Annotated in this window: 22 protein-coding genes and 1 tRNA gene; 6 read left to right on the forward strand and 17 right to left on the reverse strand. The window is 40.8% G+C overall.

The window, feature by feature from the left end:
* Positions 1–51: 51 nt before the first annotated feature.
* Together bacA and folB are read right to left on the reverse strand one after the other, a co-directional pair.
* Positions 52–870, reverse strand: coding sequence for an undecaprenyl-diphosphate phosphatase (gene bacA, locus OO184_RS10730; protein WP_046396997.1), 819 nt, complete (start codon positions 868–870; stop codon positions 52–54).
* Positions 871–1,046: 176 nt separating this feature from the next.
* Positions 1,047–1,397 (reverse strand): bifunctional dihydroneopterin aldolase/7,8-dihydroneopterin epimerase, encoded by a 351-nt coding sequence (folB, locus tag OO184_RS10735; RefSeq protein WP_265379218.1) that lies wholly within the window; start codon positions 1,395–1,397, stop codon positions 1,047–1,049.
* A gap of 106 nt (positions 1,398–1,503) precedes the next feature.
* Here folB and plsY point away from each other — a divergent pair, with 106 nt between their 5' ends.
* Positions 1,504–2,151, forward strand: coding sequence for a glycerol-3-phosphate 1-O-acyltransferase PlsY (plsY, locus tag OO184_RS10740; protein ID WP_265379172.1), 648 nt, complete (start codon positions 1,504–1,506; stop codon positions 2,149–2,151).
* 80 nt (positions 2,152–2,231) lie between these two features.
* Here plsY and tsaD read toward each other — a convergent pair whose 3' ends face one another.
* Positions 2,232–3,245: a tRNA (adenosine(37)-N6)-threonylcarbamoyltransferase complex transferase subunit TsaD gene (gene tsaD / locus OO184_RS10745; protein ID WP_265379173.1), complete on the reverse strand. Its 1,014-nt coding sequence runs from the start codon at positions 3,243–3,245 to the stop codon at positions 2,232–2,234.
* 150 nt (positions 3,246–3,395) lie between these two features.
* On the opposite strand from tsaD, the gene OO184_RS10750 reads away from it, so the two are divergent.
* The 5 genes from OO184_RS10750 to OO184_RS10770 all read left to right on the forward strand — a co-directional run bounded on the left by OO184_RS10750 (position 3,396) and on the right by OO184_RS10770 (position 8,141).
* Entirely contained in the window at positions 3,396–3,527 is a 132-nt protein-coding gene (locus tag OO184_RS10750; protein WP_265379174.1) for a hypothetical protein, read from the forward strand.
* A 12-nt stretch (positions 3,528–3,539) separates the two neighbouring features.
* Positions 3,540–3,755, forward strand: coding sequence for a 30S ribosomal protein S21 (rpsU, locus tag OO184_RS10755; protein ID WP_001144069.1), 216 nt, complete (start codon positions 3,540–3,542; stop codon positions 3,753–3,755).
* A 121-nt stretch (positions 3,756–3,876) separates the two neighbouring features.
* Positions 3,877–5,619 (forward strand): DNA primase, encoded by a 1,743-nt coding sequence (gene dnaG, locus OO184_RS10760; protein ID WP_265379175.1) that lies wholly within the window; start codon positions 3,877–3,879, stop codon positions 5,617–5,619.
* Between the two features lie 170 nt (positions 5,620–5,789).
* Positions 5,790–7,634 carry an RNA polymerase sigma factor RpoD gene (rpoD, locus tag OO184_RS10765; RefSeq protein WP_265379176.1) on the forward strand — a complete coding sequence of 615 codons (1,845 nt, stop codon included), beginning with the start codon at positions 5,790–5,792 and terminating at the stop codon, positions 7,632–7,634.
* 430 nt (positions 7,635–8,064) lie between these two features.
* Positions 8,065–8,141 (forward strand) — tRNA-Ile (locus OO184_RS10770).
* Between the two features lie 14 nt (positions 8,142–8,155).
* On the opposite strand, the gene OO184_RS10775 is transcribed toward OO184_RS10770, so the two are convergent.
* The 14 genes from OO184_RS10775 to OO184_RS10840 form a co-directional block, all read right to left on the reverse strand.
* Positions 8,156–9,313, reverse strand: coding sequence for a site-specific integrase (locus OO184_RS10775; RefSeq protein ID WP_265379219.1), 1,158 nt, complete (start codon positions 9,311–9,313; stop codon positions 8,156–8,158).
* Positions 9,196–9,543: a helix-turn-helix domain-containing protein gene (locus tag OO184_RS25055; protein WP_265379177.1), complete on the reverse strand. Its 348-nt coding sequence runs from the start codon at positions 9,541–9,543 to the stop codon at positions 9,196–9,198. Before OO184_RS25055 ends, OO184_RS10775 begins: the two co-directional genes overlap by 118 nt.
* A gap of 244 nt (positions 9,544–9,787) precedes the next feature.
* Positions 9,788–10,099: a hypothetical protein gene (locus OO184_RS10785; RefSeq protein ID WP_265379178.1), complete on the reverse strand. Its 312-nt coding sequence runs from the start codon at positions 10,097–10,099 to the stop codon at positions 9,788–9,790.
* Between the two features lie 11 nt (positions 10,100–10,110).
* Positions 10,111–10,707: a hypothetical protein gene (locus tag OO184_RS10790; protein ID WP_265379179.1), complete on the reverse strand. Its 597-nt coding sequence runs from the start codon at positions 10,705–10,707 to the stop codon at positions 10,111–10,113.
* A gap of 64 nt (positions 10,708–10,771) precedes the next feature.
* Complete coding sequence (locus OO184_RS10795) at positions 10,772–11,065, reverse strand: hypothetical protein (RefSeq protein ID WP_265379180.1); 294 nt, start codon at positions 11,063–11,065, stop codon at positions 10,772–10,774.
* A 23-nt stretch (positions 11,066–11,088) separates the two neighbouring features.
* Positions 11,089–11,334 carry a hypothetical protein gene (locus OO184_RS10800; protein WP_265379181.1) on the reverse strand — a complete coding sequence of 82 codons (246 nt, stop codon included), beginning with the start codon at positions 11,332–11,334 and terminating at the stop codon, positions 11,089–11,091.
* A complete protein-coding gene (locus OO184_RS10805; RefSeq protein ID WP_265379182.1) occupies positions 11,321–11,872 on the reverse strand; it encodes a phage N-6-adenine-methyltransferase in 552 nt (183 codons plus the stop codon). The genes OO184_RS10800 and OO184_RS10805 overlap by 14 nt, the downstream gene beginning before the upstream one ends.
* Positions 11,873–12,487, reverse strand: a complete 615-nt coding sequence (locus OO184_RS10810) for a hypothetical protein (protein ID WP_265379183.1) — start codon at positions 12,485–12,487, stop codon at positions 11,873–11,875.
* 1 nt (position 12,488) lies between these two features.
* Positions 12,489–12,659 (reverse strand): hypothetical protein, encoded by a 171-nt coding sequence (locus OO184_RS10815; protein WP_265379184.1) that lies wholly within the window; start codon positions 12,657–12,659, stop codon positions 12,489–12,491.
* A 59-nt stretch (positions 12,660–12,718) separates the two neighbouring features.
* Positions 12,719–12,919, reverse strand: a complete 201-nt coding sequence (locus tag OO184_RS10820; protein ID WP_265379185.1) for a hypothetical protein — start codon at positions 12,917–12,919, stop codon at positions 12,719–12,721.
* The gene (locus tag OO184_RS10825; RefSeq protein ID WP_265379186.1) at positions 12,912–13,352 is read right to left on the reverse strand and encodes a zinc-finger-containing protein; all 441 of its coding nucleotides are present in this window, start codon (positions 13,350–13,352) and stop codon (positions 12,912–12,914) included. The genes OO184_RS10820 and OO184_RS10825 overlap by 8 nt, the downstream gene beginning before the upstream one ends.
* Positions 13,306–13,653 (reverse strand): phiTE_072 family protein, encoded by a 348-nt coding sequence (locus tag OO184_RS10830; RefSeq protein WP_265379187.1) that lies wholly within the window; start codon positions 13,651–13,653, stop codon positions 13,306–13,308. Before OO184_RS10830 ends, OO184_RS10825 begins: the two co-directional genes overlap by 47 nt.
* Before the next feature lie 225 nt (positions 13,654–13,878).
* Positions 13,879–14,082 (reverse strand): hypothetical protein, encoded by a 204-nt coding sequence (locus tag OO184_RS10835; protein ID WP_265379188.1) that lies wholly within the window; start codon positions 14,080–14,082, stop codon positions 13,879–13,881.
* 17 nt (positions 14,083–14,099) lie between these two features.
* Complete coding sequence (locus OO184_RS10840) at positions 14,100–14,711, reverse strand: DUF669 domain-containing protein (RefSeq protein ID WP_265379189.1); 612 nt, start codon at positions 14,709–14,711, stop codon at positions 14,100–14,102.
* Positions 14,712–14,720 lie beyond the last annotated feature (9 nt).

Consider the following 14,720-nt stretch of genomic DNA (forward strand, 5'->3'; position numbering starts at 1 on the left):
ATCAAACACTGGGCAATATTCGAATTAAATTGATATCAGGGGAACCATTCACTACATAAATACCCAGTAAACAGCAGCAGCCACAATAAAGCGGTAGATAGCAAATGGGATAAAAGATATACGCTTAATCAATGCCAGAAAAGTTTTAATGGCGACTAACGCGACAACAAATGCAGTAATAAAACCAACAGCAAACATTGGGATATCAGAAGCGCTCAAAAAGTGCAGGCTCTTATATAAATCTAATCCACTTGCCCCCATCATCATCGGTACAGCCAGAATAAACGAGAATTCTGATGCAGTATAACGATTAACTCCCATCAGCATTCCACCAGAAATTGTCGCGCCTGAACGGGAAAATCCCGGCCACAGCGCCAGACACTGAAAACAGCCAATCATAAAAGCCTGACGATAAGTAATATCATCCAGCCCTTCTGCTCTCGGTGTTTTAGGTTTCAAGATTTCTGCTGTAATCAGCAACACACCACCAATAACCAAGGCATACATTACGCTTTGTGGGTTAAACAGTGATTTGATGACATCATGGAACAGCAACCCAAGCGTCACCGCAGGCAGCATTGCTAAAATAATATGGCTCAATTTCAGTTTGCCATTGGTTTTACCTTCGTGAGGAACTTCACCAAAGTGGATGCCAATGAGTCCAAACAAGCGACGCCAAAACACCACGACCACAGCAAGGATAGATCCAAGCTGGATAATAACTTCAAATGTTTCAGCTTTATCGCCGGTAAATCCCAACATATGGCCAACGATAATCATATGGCCGGTAGAGGAAACAGGAAGAAATTCAGTTAGCCCTTCAACAACACCAAGAATAGCTGCATGAAACAAGGTAGAAAGGTCAGTCATATAGAAAGGTCGCCCATAAATAAATATCCGAAACAAGTAGCATGGAATAAATTCAGCTACCATTATTCTCATTGTCATTAATCAATTGACATAATTATCAAGCCTGGCACCACCGCATGCCAGTCTATGTAAGAACAATGACAATAATATGGCAGCCGAATTCACTACTGATCAGATTATTTTTTTCTTTCAATAATAACACCAACTTGACGAGCCTGTGCGACAGCACCCGGTTTACTGACTTTTATCCGTACCCACGGCGAATTAAAACGTTTTAACAACAGAGCCGCTACCTCTTCAGCCACTCTTTCAACCAGAGCAAAATTCTGATTTTCTACATGATTGATGATCGATTCGCTAACTTTGGCATAATCCAGACAATATTCGACATCATCACTGGAAGATGCACGTTCATTATCCCATCCCATTTCGATATCGAACACTAACTTCTGTTTAATGGTCTGTTCCCAGTCGTAAACACCAATTGTAGTAATAACGACTAACTCCTCAATAAATACGATATCCATCACGTCATTTTCCTGTTTTTCAATTTGTCAGATACCACTTCCGACTAAATATGCGTATTATCCATGACTAGGCTAAGAAAACGACCATTATTATTGGGGAGACATTATGAGTGCTATCGCGCTTGGTATGATCATCTTCGCGTATCTTTGCGGTTCAATCTCCAGCGCAATACTTATTTGCCGTCTGGCTGGGCTACCTGATCCTCGTCAACATGGCTCAGGCAACCCAGGCGCGACAAATGTACTGCGAATTGGTGGCCGCAGTACCGCGGCAATAGTACTAATTTGTGATGTTCTAAAAGGGATGATCCCAGTCTGGTTGGCTTATCAACTCTATGTTCCCCCTTTCTATTTAGGGATTACAGCAATGGCAGCTTGTCTCGGTCATATTTACCCGATCTTTTTCCAATTTAAAGGCGGTAAGGGTGTCGCAACTGCTTTTGGAGCTATCGCGGTAATCGGTTGGGATCTGACAGGTTTGATGATGGGTACCTGGCTGCTAACTATATTACTAAGCGGCTATTCCTCTTTAGGGGCAATTATCAGTGCCTTGATAGCGCCGTTCTATGTCTGGTGGTTTAAACCTGAATTTACTTTCCCCGTCGCCATGCTCTGCTGTCTGGTGTTACTACGTCACCATGATAATATCCAGCGTCTGTGGCGCGGCCAGGAAAGTCGTATTTGGAACAAATTCAAAAAGAAAAAAGAGATGACCGAAAAAGAAAAAAACCAAACAGAAAAAGAGCAAAGATAAAGAAGATTAATAATAGAATCGGATAAAAACCAGCAACTCATTGAGTTACTGGTCTTTTATTTTCATTATATTAAGAAGATTTATAATGCGGGTAATTCCGACAATGGCCAGCGGGCTTTGACTGTCACGCCAAGTGAGTCACTCACCTCCCCTTTTAGGCGAATCATGCCGGCAAGCGCAATCATGGCGCCATTATCTGTACAGAATTCAGGGCGCGCATAAAATACTTCGCCACCCAATTTTGCCATGACCTCTTCCATCTTGGTGCGCAATGTTCGGTTGGCGCTGACACCACCAGCCATTACTAGCCGCTTGAATCCGGTCTGCTCAAGCGCTCTTTTGCATTTAATCGCTAATGTATCAACTACCGCATCTTCAAAAGCACGGGCAATATCCGCTCTGGTCTGCTCATCATTGCTGTTGCTACGAATAGTATTAGAAGCAAAAGTTTTCAATCCTGAAAAACTAAAGTCCAGCCCAGGACGATCTGTCATCGGACGAGGAAATACAAAACGCCCAGCTTCTCCTTTTTGAGCTATCCTGGAGAGGACCGGCCCCCCGGGATAATCCAATCCCAGTAGCTTGGCTGTTTTATCAAATGCTTCACCAGCGGCATCATCTATTGATTCACCAAGCAGCTCATACTTACCAATACCCGTTACACTAATGAGCTGTGTATGACCACCAGACACCAGCAGAGCTACAAATGGGAATTCAGGACTATTATCTTCCAACATCGGAGCGAGTAAATGCCCTTCCATATGATGAACAGGAATCGCAGGAACATCCCAGGCAAACGCCAAAGAACGGCCAATCGTCGCCCCCACCAACAATGCGCCAACCAAACCAGGACCAGCGGTATAAGCTACCGCATCAATATCTTTACGGGTTAATCCAGCCTCTTTCAAAGCAGCTTGAATCAAGGGTACTGTTTTGCGGATATGATCACGTGAAGCCAATTCAGGCACGACTCCACCGTAATCAGCATGCAGTTTAATCTGACTGTATAATTGATTTGCCAATAAACCGGCTTTGTCGTCATAAATTGCGATCCCGGTTTCATCGCAGGACGTTTCTATACCTAAAACTCGCATTACACTACCTATATTCCACGGAAGAGGGCCAGTTTATCATTAATAAGATAATTTGCGCGGCTTACATGCTGACTATTTTTACTGCTTAGTCTATAATCACTCCTCTACATAAAATCCCTGTGTGGTTATCATCAATATTACGGAATTGATTTGCAGATCACCGTCGTAGTGTTGTTGTTTCAATTTGCTGCGGCGCTTTACAAAGCCGTGTTCATTGAAGTAAAATTCCGCACCATTTTAAGATGGCTGGCATCCCACGCCAGCAAGACCGATTTCTATTGAGGTGAGAGGCACATGCCGGTAATTAAAGTACGTGAAAACGAGCCATTCGACGTAGCATTGCGTCGCTTTAAGCGTTCCTGCGAAAAAGCAGGTGTATTAGCAGAAGTTCGCCGTCGTGAATTCTATGAAAAACCAACGACTGAACGTAAACGCGCTAAAGCTTCTGCTGTAAAACGTCACGCTAAGAAGCTGGCTCGTGAAAACGCACGCCGCACTCGTCTGTACTAATCCTTGCGGTTGATCCGCATAGTGATTGAATTTGCAGACAACAGTAGTTGCAGATAAAGGCCGTGCTTTCCGAAAGGGAGCGCGGCTTATTGTCGTTCATCAACAGGCGTAAAAAGGGCTTATGGCTGGACGAATTCCGCGCGCATTTATCAATGATTTATTAGCTCGTACCGATATTATCGATCTGATCGATGTTCGTGTGCCACTTAAAAAGCAAGGTAAAAATCACCACGCGTGCTGTCCGTTTCATAACGAAAAGACACCCTCGTTTACTGTTAATGGCGATAAACAGTTTTATCATTGCTTTGGTTGCGGCGCTCACGGTAACGCCATCGATTTTCTGATGAATTACGACAGACTAGAATTTGTCGAATCCATCGAAGAATTGGCTGCTATGCATGGCTTGGAAGTCCCTTATGAAGCGGGTTCCGGCAGCAGTCAGATAGAACGTCACCAAAGACAAAATCTTTATCAACTGATGGATAAGCTCAACAGCTTCTATCAAAATGCATTAAATACCTCCGCTGCACAACCAGCCCGGCAATATCTGGTTCAACGGGGGCTTAGTGAAGAAATTATTCACCGTTTCTCGATTGGTTTCGCTCCCGCTGGTTGGGATAACACCTTGAAGCGGTTTGCCCATAATGCGGAAGATCGTCGGCAGTTAAATGACGCTGGGATGTTGGTCGCAAATGATAATGGCCGTACCTATGACCGCTTCCGCGAACGAATAATGTTTCCAATCCGTGACCGCAGAGGACGCGTGATTGCCTTTGGCGGACGTGTTTTGGGAGATGCGCTCCCAAAATATCTCAACTCACCAGAGACTGAAATTTTCCATAAAGGCCGTCAGCTATACGGCCTCTATGAAGCACAACAAAATCACAGTGACCTTTCACGGTTATTAGTGGTTGAAGGTTATATGGATGTGGTAGCACTGGCGCAGTTTGGTATTGATTATGCGGTTGCCTCACTAGGTACTTCCACTACATCGGAACATATTCAATTACTTTTCCGCGCTACTGATAACGTCATCTGCTGTTACGATGGCGACAGAGCCGGGCGTGATGCAGCATGGCGAGCATTGGAAACAGCGCTACCTTATCTGAATGATGGTAGGCAGTTACGTTTTATGTTTTTGCCTGATGGCGAAGATCCTGATTCACTAGTCCGTAAGGAAGGCCGAAAAGCATTTGAACAAAGAATGGAACAGTCTCATACATTGTCTGAATTTCTGTTCGAATCATTACTGCCGCAAGTTGACTTGAGTAATCCTGAAGGCAAAACAAAGCTCAGTTCACTTTCTGTTCCATTGATTAACCAGATTCCTGGAGAAACTTTGCGTCTCTATATGAGACAAGAACTTGGCAATATGATAGGCATTCCTGATGCAGTACAGTTGGAGCGTTTATTACCGCAGCGTCTGGAAAGTGGGAATAATTATCAGATGCCGCAGCTAAAACCGACAACTATGCGTATACTTATAGGACTGTTGGTACAAAACCCACACTTAGCCGCTTTAGTTCCCCTACAAGGAATTATGCAGGCCAAAATCGCAGGCTTACCATTATTTATGGAGCTTGTGGAGGTTTGTCTTACTCAGCCAGGGCTGACAACTGGACAACTGCTAGAACAATATCGTGATAATAAATTTAGTAAACAACTTGAAAAATTAGCTACATGGAACGATATACAAGTAGAAGAAATAGCAGAAAATACATTTCGTGACGCATTGGATCATCTCGTTGATTCAGCGTTAGAAGAACGTTTAAACATTCTTATCGCCAGGGCAAGAACCGAAGGCCTGACACCGGAAGAACGCGAAGAAGTTCGCTTGATTAACGAATCCCGTGCCAGAAAGTAAACACTGAATTCACGGCTTAAATGCCGCATTAGGTAGGGAAATAACCCTACATTTTGCCGCTATAAGTGGGCAGCGGCAATATAACGAAAACGCCCTTAAAAGTTATTGTTGGCAGATTAATTTCGCCGACCGACACCAACCCAAATACTCTGAAGTGTGGATACCGTCTTATGGAGCAAAACCCGCAGTCACAGCTAAAGCTACTTGTCACCCGTGGTAAGGAGCAAGGCTATCTGACCTATGCTGAGGTCAATGACCATCTGCCGGAAGATATCGTCGATTCCGATCAGATCGAAGATATCATCCAGATGATCAATGACATGGGCATTCAGGTAATGGAAGAAGCACCTGATGCCGATGATCTGATGCTAGCAGAAACCGCTAACGACACAGATGAAGACGCTGTGGAAGCTGCTGCGCAAGTCCTGTCTAGTGTTGAATCTGAAATCGGTCGCACCACCGACCCGGTACGTATGTACATGCGTGAAATGGGTACCGTTGAGTTATTGACCCGGGAAGGTGAAATTGACATTGCTAAACGCATTGAAGATGGCATCAATCAGGTACAGTGCTCTGTTGCTGAATACCCTGAAGCAATCACCTATTTACTGGAACAATATGACCGTGTGGAAGCAGGTGAAGCTCGCCTGTCAGATCTCATCACTGGTTTCGTTGACCCGAACGCAGAAGAAGAACTTGCGCCTACTGCCACTCACGTTGGTTCTGAGCTTCCACAGGAAGAACTTGATGATGACGAAGACGATGATGATGAAGACAGTGATGACGATGGTGATGATGACAACAGCATCGATCCAGAATTAGCGCGCCAGAAATTCCAAGAACTGCGACAACAGTATGACATCACCCGTCAGGAAATTAAGGAAAACGGTCGCAACCATCCAAATACTGCGGCCGAGATTTTAAAACTTTCAGAAGTTTTCAAACAGTTCCGTCTGGTGCCAAAGCAGTTTGACTATCTGGTCAACAACATGCGTTCTATGATGGATCGCGTTCGTCTTCAAGAACGCCAAATCATGAAAATGTGTGTCGAGCAGTGCAAAATGCCGAAGAAGAACTTCATCACGCTGTTCTCCGGTAATGAAACCAGCGACATTTGGTTTACTGCTGCAAAAGCAATGAACAAACCGTGGTCTGAAAAACTACTTGAGGTGGAAGAAGAAGTACAACGCAGCCTGCAAAAACTTCGTCAAATTGAGGAAGAAACCGGCTTAACCATTGAACAAGTGAAAGATATCAACCGTCGTATGTCTATCGGTGAAGCGAAAGCCCGCCGAGCGAAAAAAGAGATGGTTGAAGCCAACTTACGTTTGGTTATTTCAATTGCCAAAAAATACACCAACCGTGGCCTGCAATTCTTGGATCTGATTCAGGAAGGCAACATTGGCCTGATGAAAGCGGTTGATAAATTTGAATATCGTCGTGGTTATAAGTTCTCAACTTACGCCACATGGTGGATCCGTCAGGCAATTACACGTTCAATTGCCGACCAAGCTCGTACTATTCGTATACCCGTTCATATGATTGAGACAATCAACAAACTCAATCGTATTTCCCGCCAAATGTTGCAGGAAATGGGACGTGAACCTACCCCGGAAGAGCTGGCAGAACGTATGTTGATGCCGGAAGACAAGATCCGTAAGGTACTGAAAATCGCCAAAGAGCCTATCTCAATGGAAACGCCAATTGGTGATGATGAAGATTCACATTTAGGTGATTTTATTGAAGATACTACGCTGGAACTGCCGCTGGATTCTGCAACCTCAGAAAGCCTGCGTTCAGCAACCCACGATGTTTTAGCGGGCTTGACCGCGCGTGAAGCAAAAGTACTGCGTATGCGTTTTGGTATTGACATGAATACTGACCATACGTTGGAAGAAGTCGGTAAACAGTTTGACGTTACCCGTGAACGTATCCGCCAGATCGAGGCGAAAGCACTACGTAAACTGCGTCATCCGAGCCGTTCCGAAGTTCTACGTAGCTTCCTTGATGAATAATCAGAAATTTTATTCATTCTGACTAAAAAGCGTCTGCTCCGGTAGGCGCTTTTGTCTTTTATATCGGAAATCTCATTACAAGCTCTTCTGATATATAGCTTAATTAATATTCTCTCCAGACGATAAATAAAAAAGTGTTTTCCATTTGATGATTAAAGAGAAATGAAAGGGATATGATTATCATTAAAATAATCACGTATAAAATAGACCTTCATCGGAATAATAATATAACCAAATGACGCAAAAATGCTTATAAAAAATAAATCCAGGTGACGGATAAAAACGTCAAATGGTCTATAAAAACAACTAGTATATATCGCTCCCTATTCTCACTACTGACTAAAAATGCAATTTTGCACATAAAATGATCATACAGATTTGCAAAGCTAGACCGCGAGCAAAACTGTACGTATAATCCCTCCCATCCAACGGCCCCTTAGCTCAGTTGGTCAGAGCAGGCGACTCATAATCGCTTGGTCACTGGTTCAAGTCCAGTAGGGGCCACCAGATTTTCCAATAAGTTACATGCTGTTTAACTTATCCGATATAATCGCTTGGGACGTAGATGGGACGTGGCTGTCAAAAATCACATCTATTTGCCTTGCGTGCTCAGTTAAGTGATTAGGCGCTAGGTGAGCATAGCGCCTTACCATCTCGATACTTTCCCATCCTCCCATCTCTTGCAGAATTGACAATGGAACACCTGACTGAACCAACCAACTTGCCCACGTGTGCCGCAAGTCATGGAATCTGAAATTTTCTATCCCTGCTCGCTTTAACGCAGAATTCCACGCTGTGTTATCATCGACACGCATCTTTCTAACTGCTTGCGTCTTCGTTCCATCGTTTCGACTTGCAGCCTTTTTATGCACAAACACCCATTTGTGATGATTTCCTATCTGGTTACGCAGCACCTGACATGCAGTGTCATTCAGGGCCACTCCGATGGCCTTTCCTGACTTGCTATCTTCTGGATGTACCCAAGCCACTTTTCGTTGCATATCGATTTGCTGCCATTCCAAGTTGATGATATTTGACCTCCTTAATCCTGTTGTTAATGCGAATTTAACAACGGATTTCAATGGCTCATGGCATTCATCTATCAGTCTTTTGGCTTCGTGATGCTCGATCCATCGTATCCGTCCATTTTTTGGCTGATTAGTTTTGATGATTGGTGCCCTATCTAACCATTTCCATTCTCTCTCTGCTGCTCTAAGCAGAGATTTTATAAGCGCCAGATGCAGTGTCTTTGTGGCTTTGGCTGCTGGTTTTGGTATATAAACAGGAATATCTTTGCCCCTCTTTTTATTCGCCTCACATTTTGATCGCCAATTTTCTAGATGCTTGCGGTTCTCCATTTTTGCTACTGCGGTATATATTTTCTCTGCTGTGATATTTTTTATGATCACCCCTGAGAAGTGAATTAGCCAAAACTCTATCATGCTCTTATCTTTGTCTATTGACTTCTTATCGGCCTTTTCCTCTATCCATCGAACACAAGCCTCTTCAAACGTGACATCTGGATAATCACCGAGCTTATCTACCCTCCATAAATCGGCCCTTAATTTGTCGTGCAGTTCCTGCGCTTGCCGCTTGTCCTCTGTGCCAAGAGATTGCTTAATTCTCTTGCCGCCTGGGATCGTGATGTCGGCGTACCAGGTCTTGCTTCTGCGGAATATTGACATTTATTACTTTCCTTAGCGTCAATCGCGCTCACTTTTATAGTGTTGATCGGATTGTTTAGTGCGGCAATACAATTTTGTCGAGTGATGATGTATGGTGATTGCTTCTTTGTTGAGTCTTTTCTTGCTGCTATCAGCCTGCCAGTTCGAATCCAGCTTCTTAATGTTGGTGGTGATACACCAACAAAATTACACGCCTCGTTGAATGTCAGAGGGTATCTATCCATTCTTATATTTCCTTTTGCAAATTTCTCACATAATAAGACAGCACTGATTTAGCGCTGAATTTCATCTGATGCTCATTCATAATTAATTTGAATTGCTGTGTATATTTATCGAGAATAGCTGTGACGGCTTTGTCATCGTATTTCGATAGTTGAGTGAGTTCATTTAAGCATTCCCTTGCTATTTTTCGTCTTCCGTTTTCAAGAGCTTGGTCATTCATCTAGATTAGATTTAAATCAGTTATTTTCATGGTATTATCTCGCATCTTTTCTTAATCCATATTTCAGTTTGTTCAAGTATTAATTGCGCTTCATTAAAATCATCTGCTATGACCTGTTCGATGGTACTTTCATTATCTTCATCGATTGCATAAACAGTAAACATCATTTTATTGCGCGGCATGTCATTTATAACAAGTTTCCTTCTAAATCCGTCATCATAAAAATCAAGTTCTATCTCATCATCAAGATAACGTGACCATTGAGTTATGATGAATTTTAAATCATCAATGGAAACTTTCTTTTTATTTTTACTGATGTTATGTTTGATTATTGTCATTATCATTAACCTTAGTCATCAAAGTTTAATGATTCATCAATATAAACAGCTATATTGCTTTGCTTCCATGAAATTTCAGAAAGCTTTTCTATCTGATAATTTATCCTATCAATTAAATCATCGATAACAGGATTATAGTAATTTTGTATATCTACATCCTCTGGACGATTATCCATAATCACTTCATAAGTATCATCAAAATCTAGTTTTTTTGGGTATACCGGCTGACACAGTACTAATTTTAAATCTTGCGGCTGGACTTCATTGCAATAACAAAAATCTAGCAACTCATCTAAACTATAGAAATATTCATCATCACCGAAAATACTAATTGGAGTCGTCCCATCCCATTTTTGCCGCGACATTTCCGCATACATTTTCTCTATTGCTTCAGCGCGGCATGCAGTACACCAGCTGTGTTTTTGAAATGGTTCATGATGAGGATTCTTCTTACAAGTTATCAAATCTGCCCCATTCCAGCGGGCAGCATATTCATCTTCGCCAAAAAACCTTCCCTCACGAGAAACCCAGCCTGTAACGGTTTTGTATTGCGCGGCTAACGGACTTGTATCTAACACAGGCTGTCTGATTGATTTTATGTTACTCATGTTAATTATCCTTGGTTATTCATTATTGACTGCTTCATGAACCAGTCAAAGTTTAAAATGTGATTTATATCTCAAAAGCTAACAGATTAAATTCTTTATGAGCTAAATACATTTTTTCAAGGGCGGCTATAATACTCTGCATGCGTTTAATATTATCTTCCGTAATACAAAACATTTCACTGTTATAGTCATTCCCTTCTCTATCCATTTCATTCACTGTGAAATAATATTCGTCTTTATATTTGCGCACCCTGATTCTAATATCAATGTTATCAAAAAAAATAGATGCATATTCTTTACTGATAAGCCATTCATCCAGTAATTCATAATGAAACTGCTTCATGTCACATGTTAACATAATCAAGCCTCCTATAATTACACTCATATTTCAACGAGAGTTTCTTTCCAGTCGATATCTTCAAGATCGACACGCGCGACTGGCATGCAAAAAGTACTAAATTTAGATGCAAGCCATACCCCGTCGTTCAAATTCGGCGCTTCACGATATGCATATATAAATCCGTCGCTATCTGTTGCGAGACATTCTATAAGTCTCAGAACTGTTAATTGAATACCGAAGTAGTCAACAGTTTTTGTTTCGATTTGGAATGTGTTAATAAGTTTCATGATGTTTTATTTCCTGTAATTTATTTAATCCAATTTGAACTAATTGGTTTTTATCAACTGTTGTGAATATACAGCGCGGCTTGATAAACGGGCGCCAGATTAATAACAGACTTCCTTTTGTGTTTCCTTTTTTCTCTTTTCCGTTGCCGGCGTTAATAAATGAAATCCTGCCGGCTGTTATTAATCTGACTTCATCTATAGAGCTCATTGCTAATTTAAACCAGCCGACAGATGTATCGGCTGGTACAAGCATAACGACCGACTGATTTTGCTTCCTGCTTTGTTCTGCTGCTTTAATAATCCACGGCGTAATATCAGAATACGGCGGATTACAGTATATTGCTCCGTAACTTACCCAGTCGCATATTAATGCATTATCTCGTTCCGTGAGATAATGAGCACATAGAGCATTTTCATAGTCTGCCGCTGCATCGAGATAAAAACCGAATTCGAGGTCCAGAGCAGTAAATATTTCAATCGGGGTTTGCCATTTATCACGAATTTCTTTCGGAGTATTACTTCCGCCGAAGTCTGACATTTATTTATTCTCTGCTATATATTCATCAAACTTACTGATACCCCATGCTATTGCATAGCAGCACCACACATAATGAAATTGATATTCCATTAAGTCATTTTCATAAAAATCAATAAAAATATCGTGTTTATCATCATAATCTCTAATTGCTGATATTGCCTCATACTTATCGTATGAGCATGATATGATTTTTTCGATTGACTCTTGTATTTCTTCGAGATCATCATCGGAAACATCTTCATTATCATTAAGCCAGTTATTAGCCGCTTTACTAACAGCATCTTTGAATTTATCTAATGACCACATTTTGTATATTTCTTTACAATGTCCGGCCCCAGCTTGTAATTTTTCCGACCAATAATCCGGGTTTATAGATAATTCACCGCCTGAACTTCTGAAAAAACGGAACATATCTGTAACGCGAGAGAATGTAAAACAACCCATATCACCAGATATACAAAGATATTCCGGCCACGTAACAATATCGAAATAATATGCACTACTACCATCTTTGCTAAATCGCAAATGACGATATAAGCCATCATTATGCAATATTTTAATGCTGTGTTCTTTTGTATCTTTTTTGAACCGCTCTAGTATCTCTTTAATTTCCATTCTAATCACTCCAATATGACAATGATTCTTGTGCCGCATCGTGCGGATGAATATATTTCCAGTCGCCATTTTTTCTAGAATATGACTCAATCTCACACTCAGCAATTTCTTTTGCTTCTGATAAACTAGCGCCGCGTGACGCTAGTGTATTTATCATGTAACGCTTGAACATTCGTTTCCAGATAAAATAGAACGAGTGGCATAGATAATCATTCATTGTTGTTTTCTCTTTCAGATAGCATTAATTTTGACGCGATTAATTTCTCTTATTACAGATTGTAACGCATTACTTTTAATAATAAGGTTTTTATTTTGCTCTTCAAGATATTTAATCTTATCAGCAATATCATTCAGAATTAAATAATCGTCACATTTCGCTGTTCTTGCTAACTCGTGACATGCGGATATTAAAGACTCTGTATTTTTAGTCATAATTACACCTCAATATTTTTTGTTTGCAAATTTCTTTGGCTTTATAACAAGTGTCAATATCGAACCAGCCGAAATGACACTTCCTGAAATTAATTCCCAGTTGTTTTGCTAAAAATTTATACGCGTCCGTGCGTTCCAATCCTGTTTTCTCTCTCATTTCTTCAAAATGCCGATGCCCGCTCATTCTTGCATTCCGAGTCTCTTTATCGGCTAGGGTCCCAAGTGGGATGTCAGTAAATGGGTGCATGCCAACATATGCTCCGCATGACGTACAGATATAGAGCCACGGCCATTTGCTATAGCTTTTACCAAATATCTTTTCATGATGAGCTATTGTTACGTGGCCGCAGCAATATCGACATTCAATTGGAATCGGGAGCGGGTCTTTAACCCGCTGAATTGCTTTCCTGCTTGGATTCAACGGTGTGTGCATGTAATTTCCTCAACGCATCTTTCACAACATTTAAACGAGAGTCCATCCATTTGTATTTTTGACTACGCATCTTTAGCGTGCAATCAAGATATCTGATAATATATCCGTTATCAGCTTTGAGAATAAAATCAGATAACGAACAGGCCATTGCGGGCCAGAATGAAGTCCATGATTCACCGTATTCAGAGATAGTTATTCTTCCTTGTCCGTCTCCATAATCTTCAAGATAAACATGAATAGGGTCATGTCGTAGAACATCTGTGATTTGCAATTTCACGACATTTGATTTTTCAATTTTCACAATAGCTTTCTCCGTCGCAACTAATTAACATAATGATTACCGACATATTCATTATCCATAGAAGCCAATAATTTAGTTCTTAATTCAGTAAGAATCTGTCTTTCTTCATGCGTACTACATGAAGTAAAAGCAGTGGAATATTCAACATGATGTTTATTTAAGTCTTCATTAAACGAGATAAAAATTTCTAACTTCACAGCCATAAATCACCTCATTATTATTAAATTAATTTTTACATCTTTCAGGATTTCCAATAATAAATACGCTATGGGTAAAATCTTCTGATTTTACTATTTTCTCGATTTCTCTTTTTTCCTTTTTCCTTTTTTTATCTTTATGCCTTTGACATTCAGTACAGCTACCATTTGATACGTATCTTAGCGTGTGCCCTTGCGGGCACGGTTCGCCGTTGAATTTTTCACCATACATGAAATTACCCTCATATTTTAAAATGGAGAGAAATTATCGTCGTATTGCTCATATTGATGATTATTTTGATTTTGATAATTGTTGTAACTGTTATGTTGTGCTGATTTATTTCTCTCATCTTTATCTTTTAAAGTTGAAACAATCTTATTTATAGCCTCAGCAACTTTACTTTCCTCAATTTCCTGCAAAGTTTGCCCGGTCTTAGCAACGAACGGAATTCTTATGTCAAAGCTGAATGTATCGCTTCCATCCGTTCTTTTTGTTCTCAGAGTTTTTTGTAGCACCAGACCGACAATTTTCCCTGCCAGTTCTGGTGCGATACATGTATTCGCATCTTTCGTTACTTGAGTTAATTGTTTAACTCCGGCACAGCCCATAATTGCATTAATCATGTTAATGCCGTACTGATTATCTGTGCCGTCATTTTTCTTACAACAAACATTCAGATAATTAACTTTTCTTCCATCTTCTGTCTCACCGGAGATTTCAATAAAGTGAGCACCTTCTTTGCCTCTTGTAAATTTAGCCTCATTGATTGTGATAATATAAGCTCCGCTTTCTGTGATAAAACCACTCTGACCAGCAGATAAAGCAAGTTCTTTGTTATAAACAAACATAACATTATTCATTTCATTTAA

The organism is Photorhabdus aballayi, assembly GCF_026153155.1.
Taxonomy (GTDB): Bacteria; Pseudomonadota; Gammaproteobacteria; order Enterobacterales; family Enterobacteriaceae; genus Photorhabdus; species Photorhabdus luminescens.

Coding starts and splice junctions, on each gene's coding strand:
- bacA (WP_046396997.1), bottom strand. CDS start 870: ATGACTGACCTTTCTACCTTGTTTCATGCAGCTATTCTTGGTGTTGTT.
- folB (WP_265379218.1), bottom strand. CDS start 1,397: ATGGATATCGTATTTATTGAGGAGTTAGTCGTTATTACTACAATTGGT.
- plsY (WP_265379172.1), top strand. CDS start 1,504: ATGAGTGCTATCGCGCTTGGTATGATCATCTTCGCGTATCTTTGCGGT.
- tsaD (WP_265379173.1), bottom strand. CDS start 3,245: ATGCGAGTTTTAGGTATAGAAACGTCCTGCGATGAAACCGGGATCGCA.
- rpsU (WP_001144069.1), top strand. CDS start 3,540: ATGCCGGTAATTAAAGTACGTGAAAACGAGCCATTCGACGTAGCATTG.
- dnaG (WP_265379175.1), top strand. CDS start 3,877: ATGGCTGGACGAATTCCGCGCGCATTTATCAATGATTTATTAGCTCGT.
- rpoD (WP_265379176.1), top strand. CDS start 5,790: ATGGAGCAAAACCCGCAGTCACAGCTAAAGCTACTTGTCACCCGTGGT.
- OO184_RS25055 (WP_265379177.1), bottom strand. CDS start 9,543: ATGGATAGATACCCTCTGACATTCAACGAGGCGTGTAATTTTGTTGGT.
- OO184_RS10785 (WP_265379178.1), bottom strand. CDS start 10,099: ATGACAATAATCAAACATAACATCAGTAAAAATAAAAAGAAAGTTTCC.
- OO184_RS10790 (WP_265379179.1), bottom strand. CDS start 10,707: ATGAGTAACATAAAATCAATCAGACAGCCTGTGTTAGATACAAGTCCG.
- OO184_RS10795 (WP_265379180.1), bottom strand. CDS start 11,065: ATGTTAACATGTGACATGAAGCAGTTTCATTATGAATTACTGGATGAA.
- OO184_RS10800 (WP_265379181.1), bottom strand. CDS start 11,334: ATGAAACTTATTAACACATTCCAAATCGAAACAAAAACTGTTGACTAC.
- OO184_RS10805 (WP_265379182.1), bottom strand. CDS start 11,872: ATGTCAGACTTCGGCGGAAGTAATACTCCGAAAGAAATTCGTGATAAA.
- OO184_RS10810 (WP_265379183.1), bottom strand. CDS start 12,487: ATGGAAATTAAAGAGATACTAGAGCGGTTCAAAAAAGATACAAAAGAA.
- OO184_RS10815 (WP_265379184.1), bottom strand. CDS start 12,659: ATGTTCAAGCGTTACATGATAAATACACTAGCGTCACGCGGCGCTAGT.
- OO184_RS10820 (WP_265379185.1), bottom strand. CDS start 12,919: ATGACTAAAAATACAGAGTCTTTAATATCCGCATGTCACGAGTTAGCA.
- OO184_RS10825 (WP_265379186.1), bottom strand. CDS start 13,352: ATGCACACACCGTTGAATCCAAGCAGGAAAGCAATTCAGCGGGTTAAA.
- OO184_RS10835 (WP_265379188.1), bottom strand. CDS start 14,082: ATGTATGGTGAAAAATTCAACGGCGAACCGTGCCCGCAAGGGCACACG.
- OO184_RS10840 (WP_265379189.1), bottom strand. CDS start 14,711: ATGAATAATGTTATGTTTGTTTATAACAAAGAACTTGCTTTATCTGCT.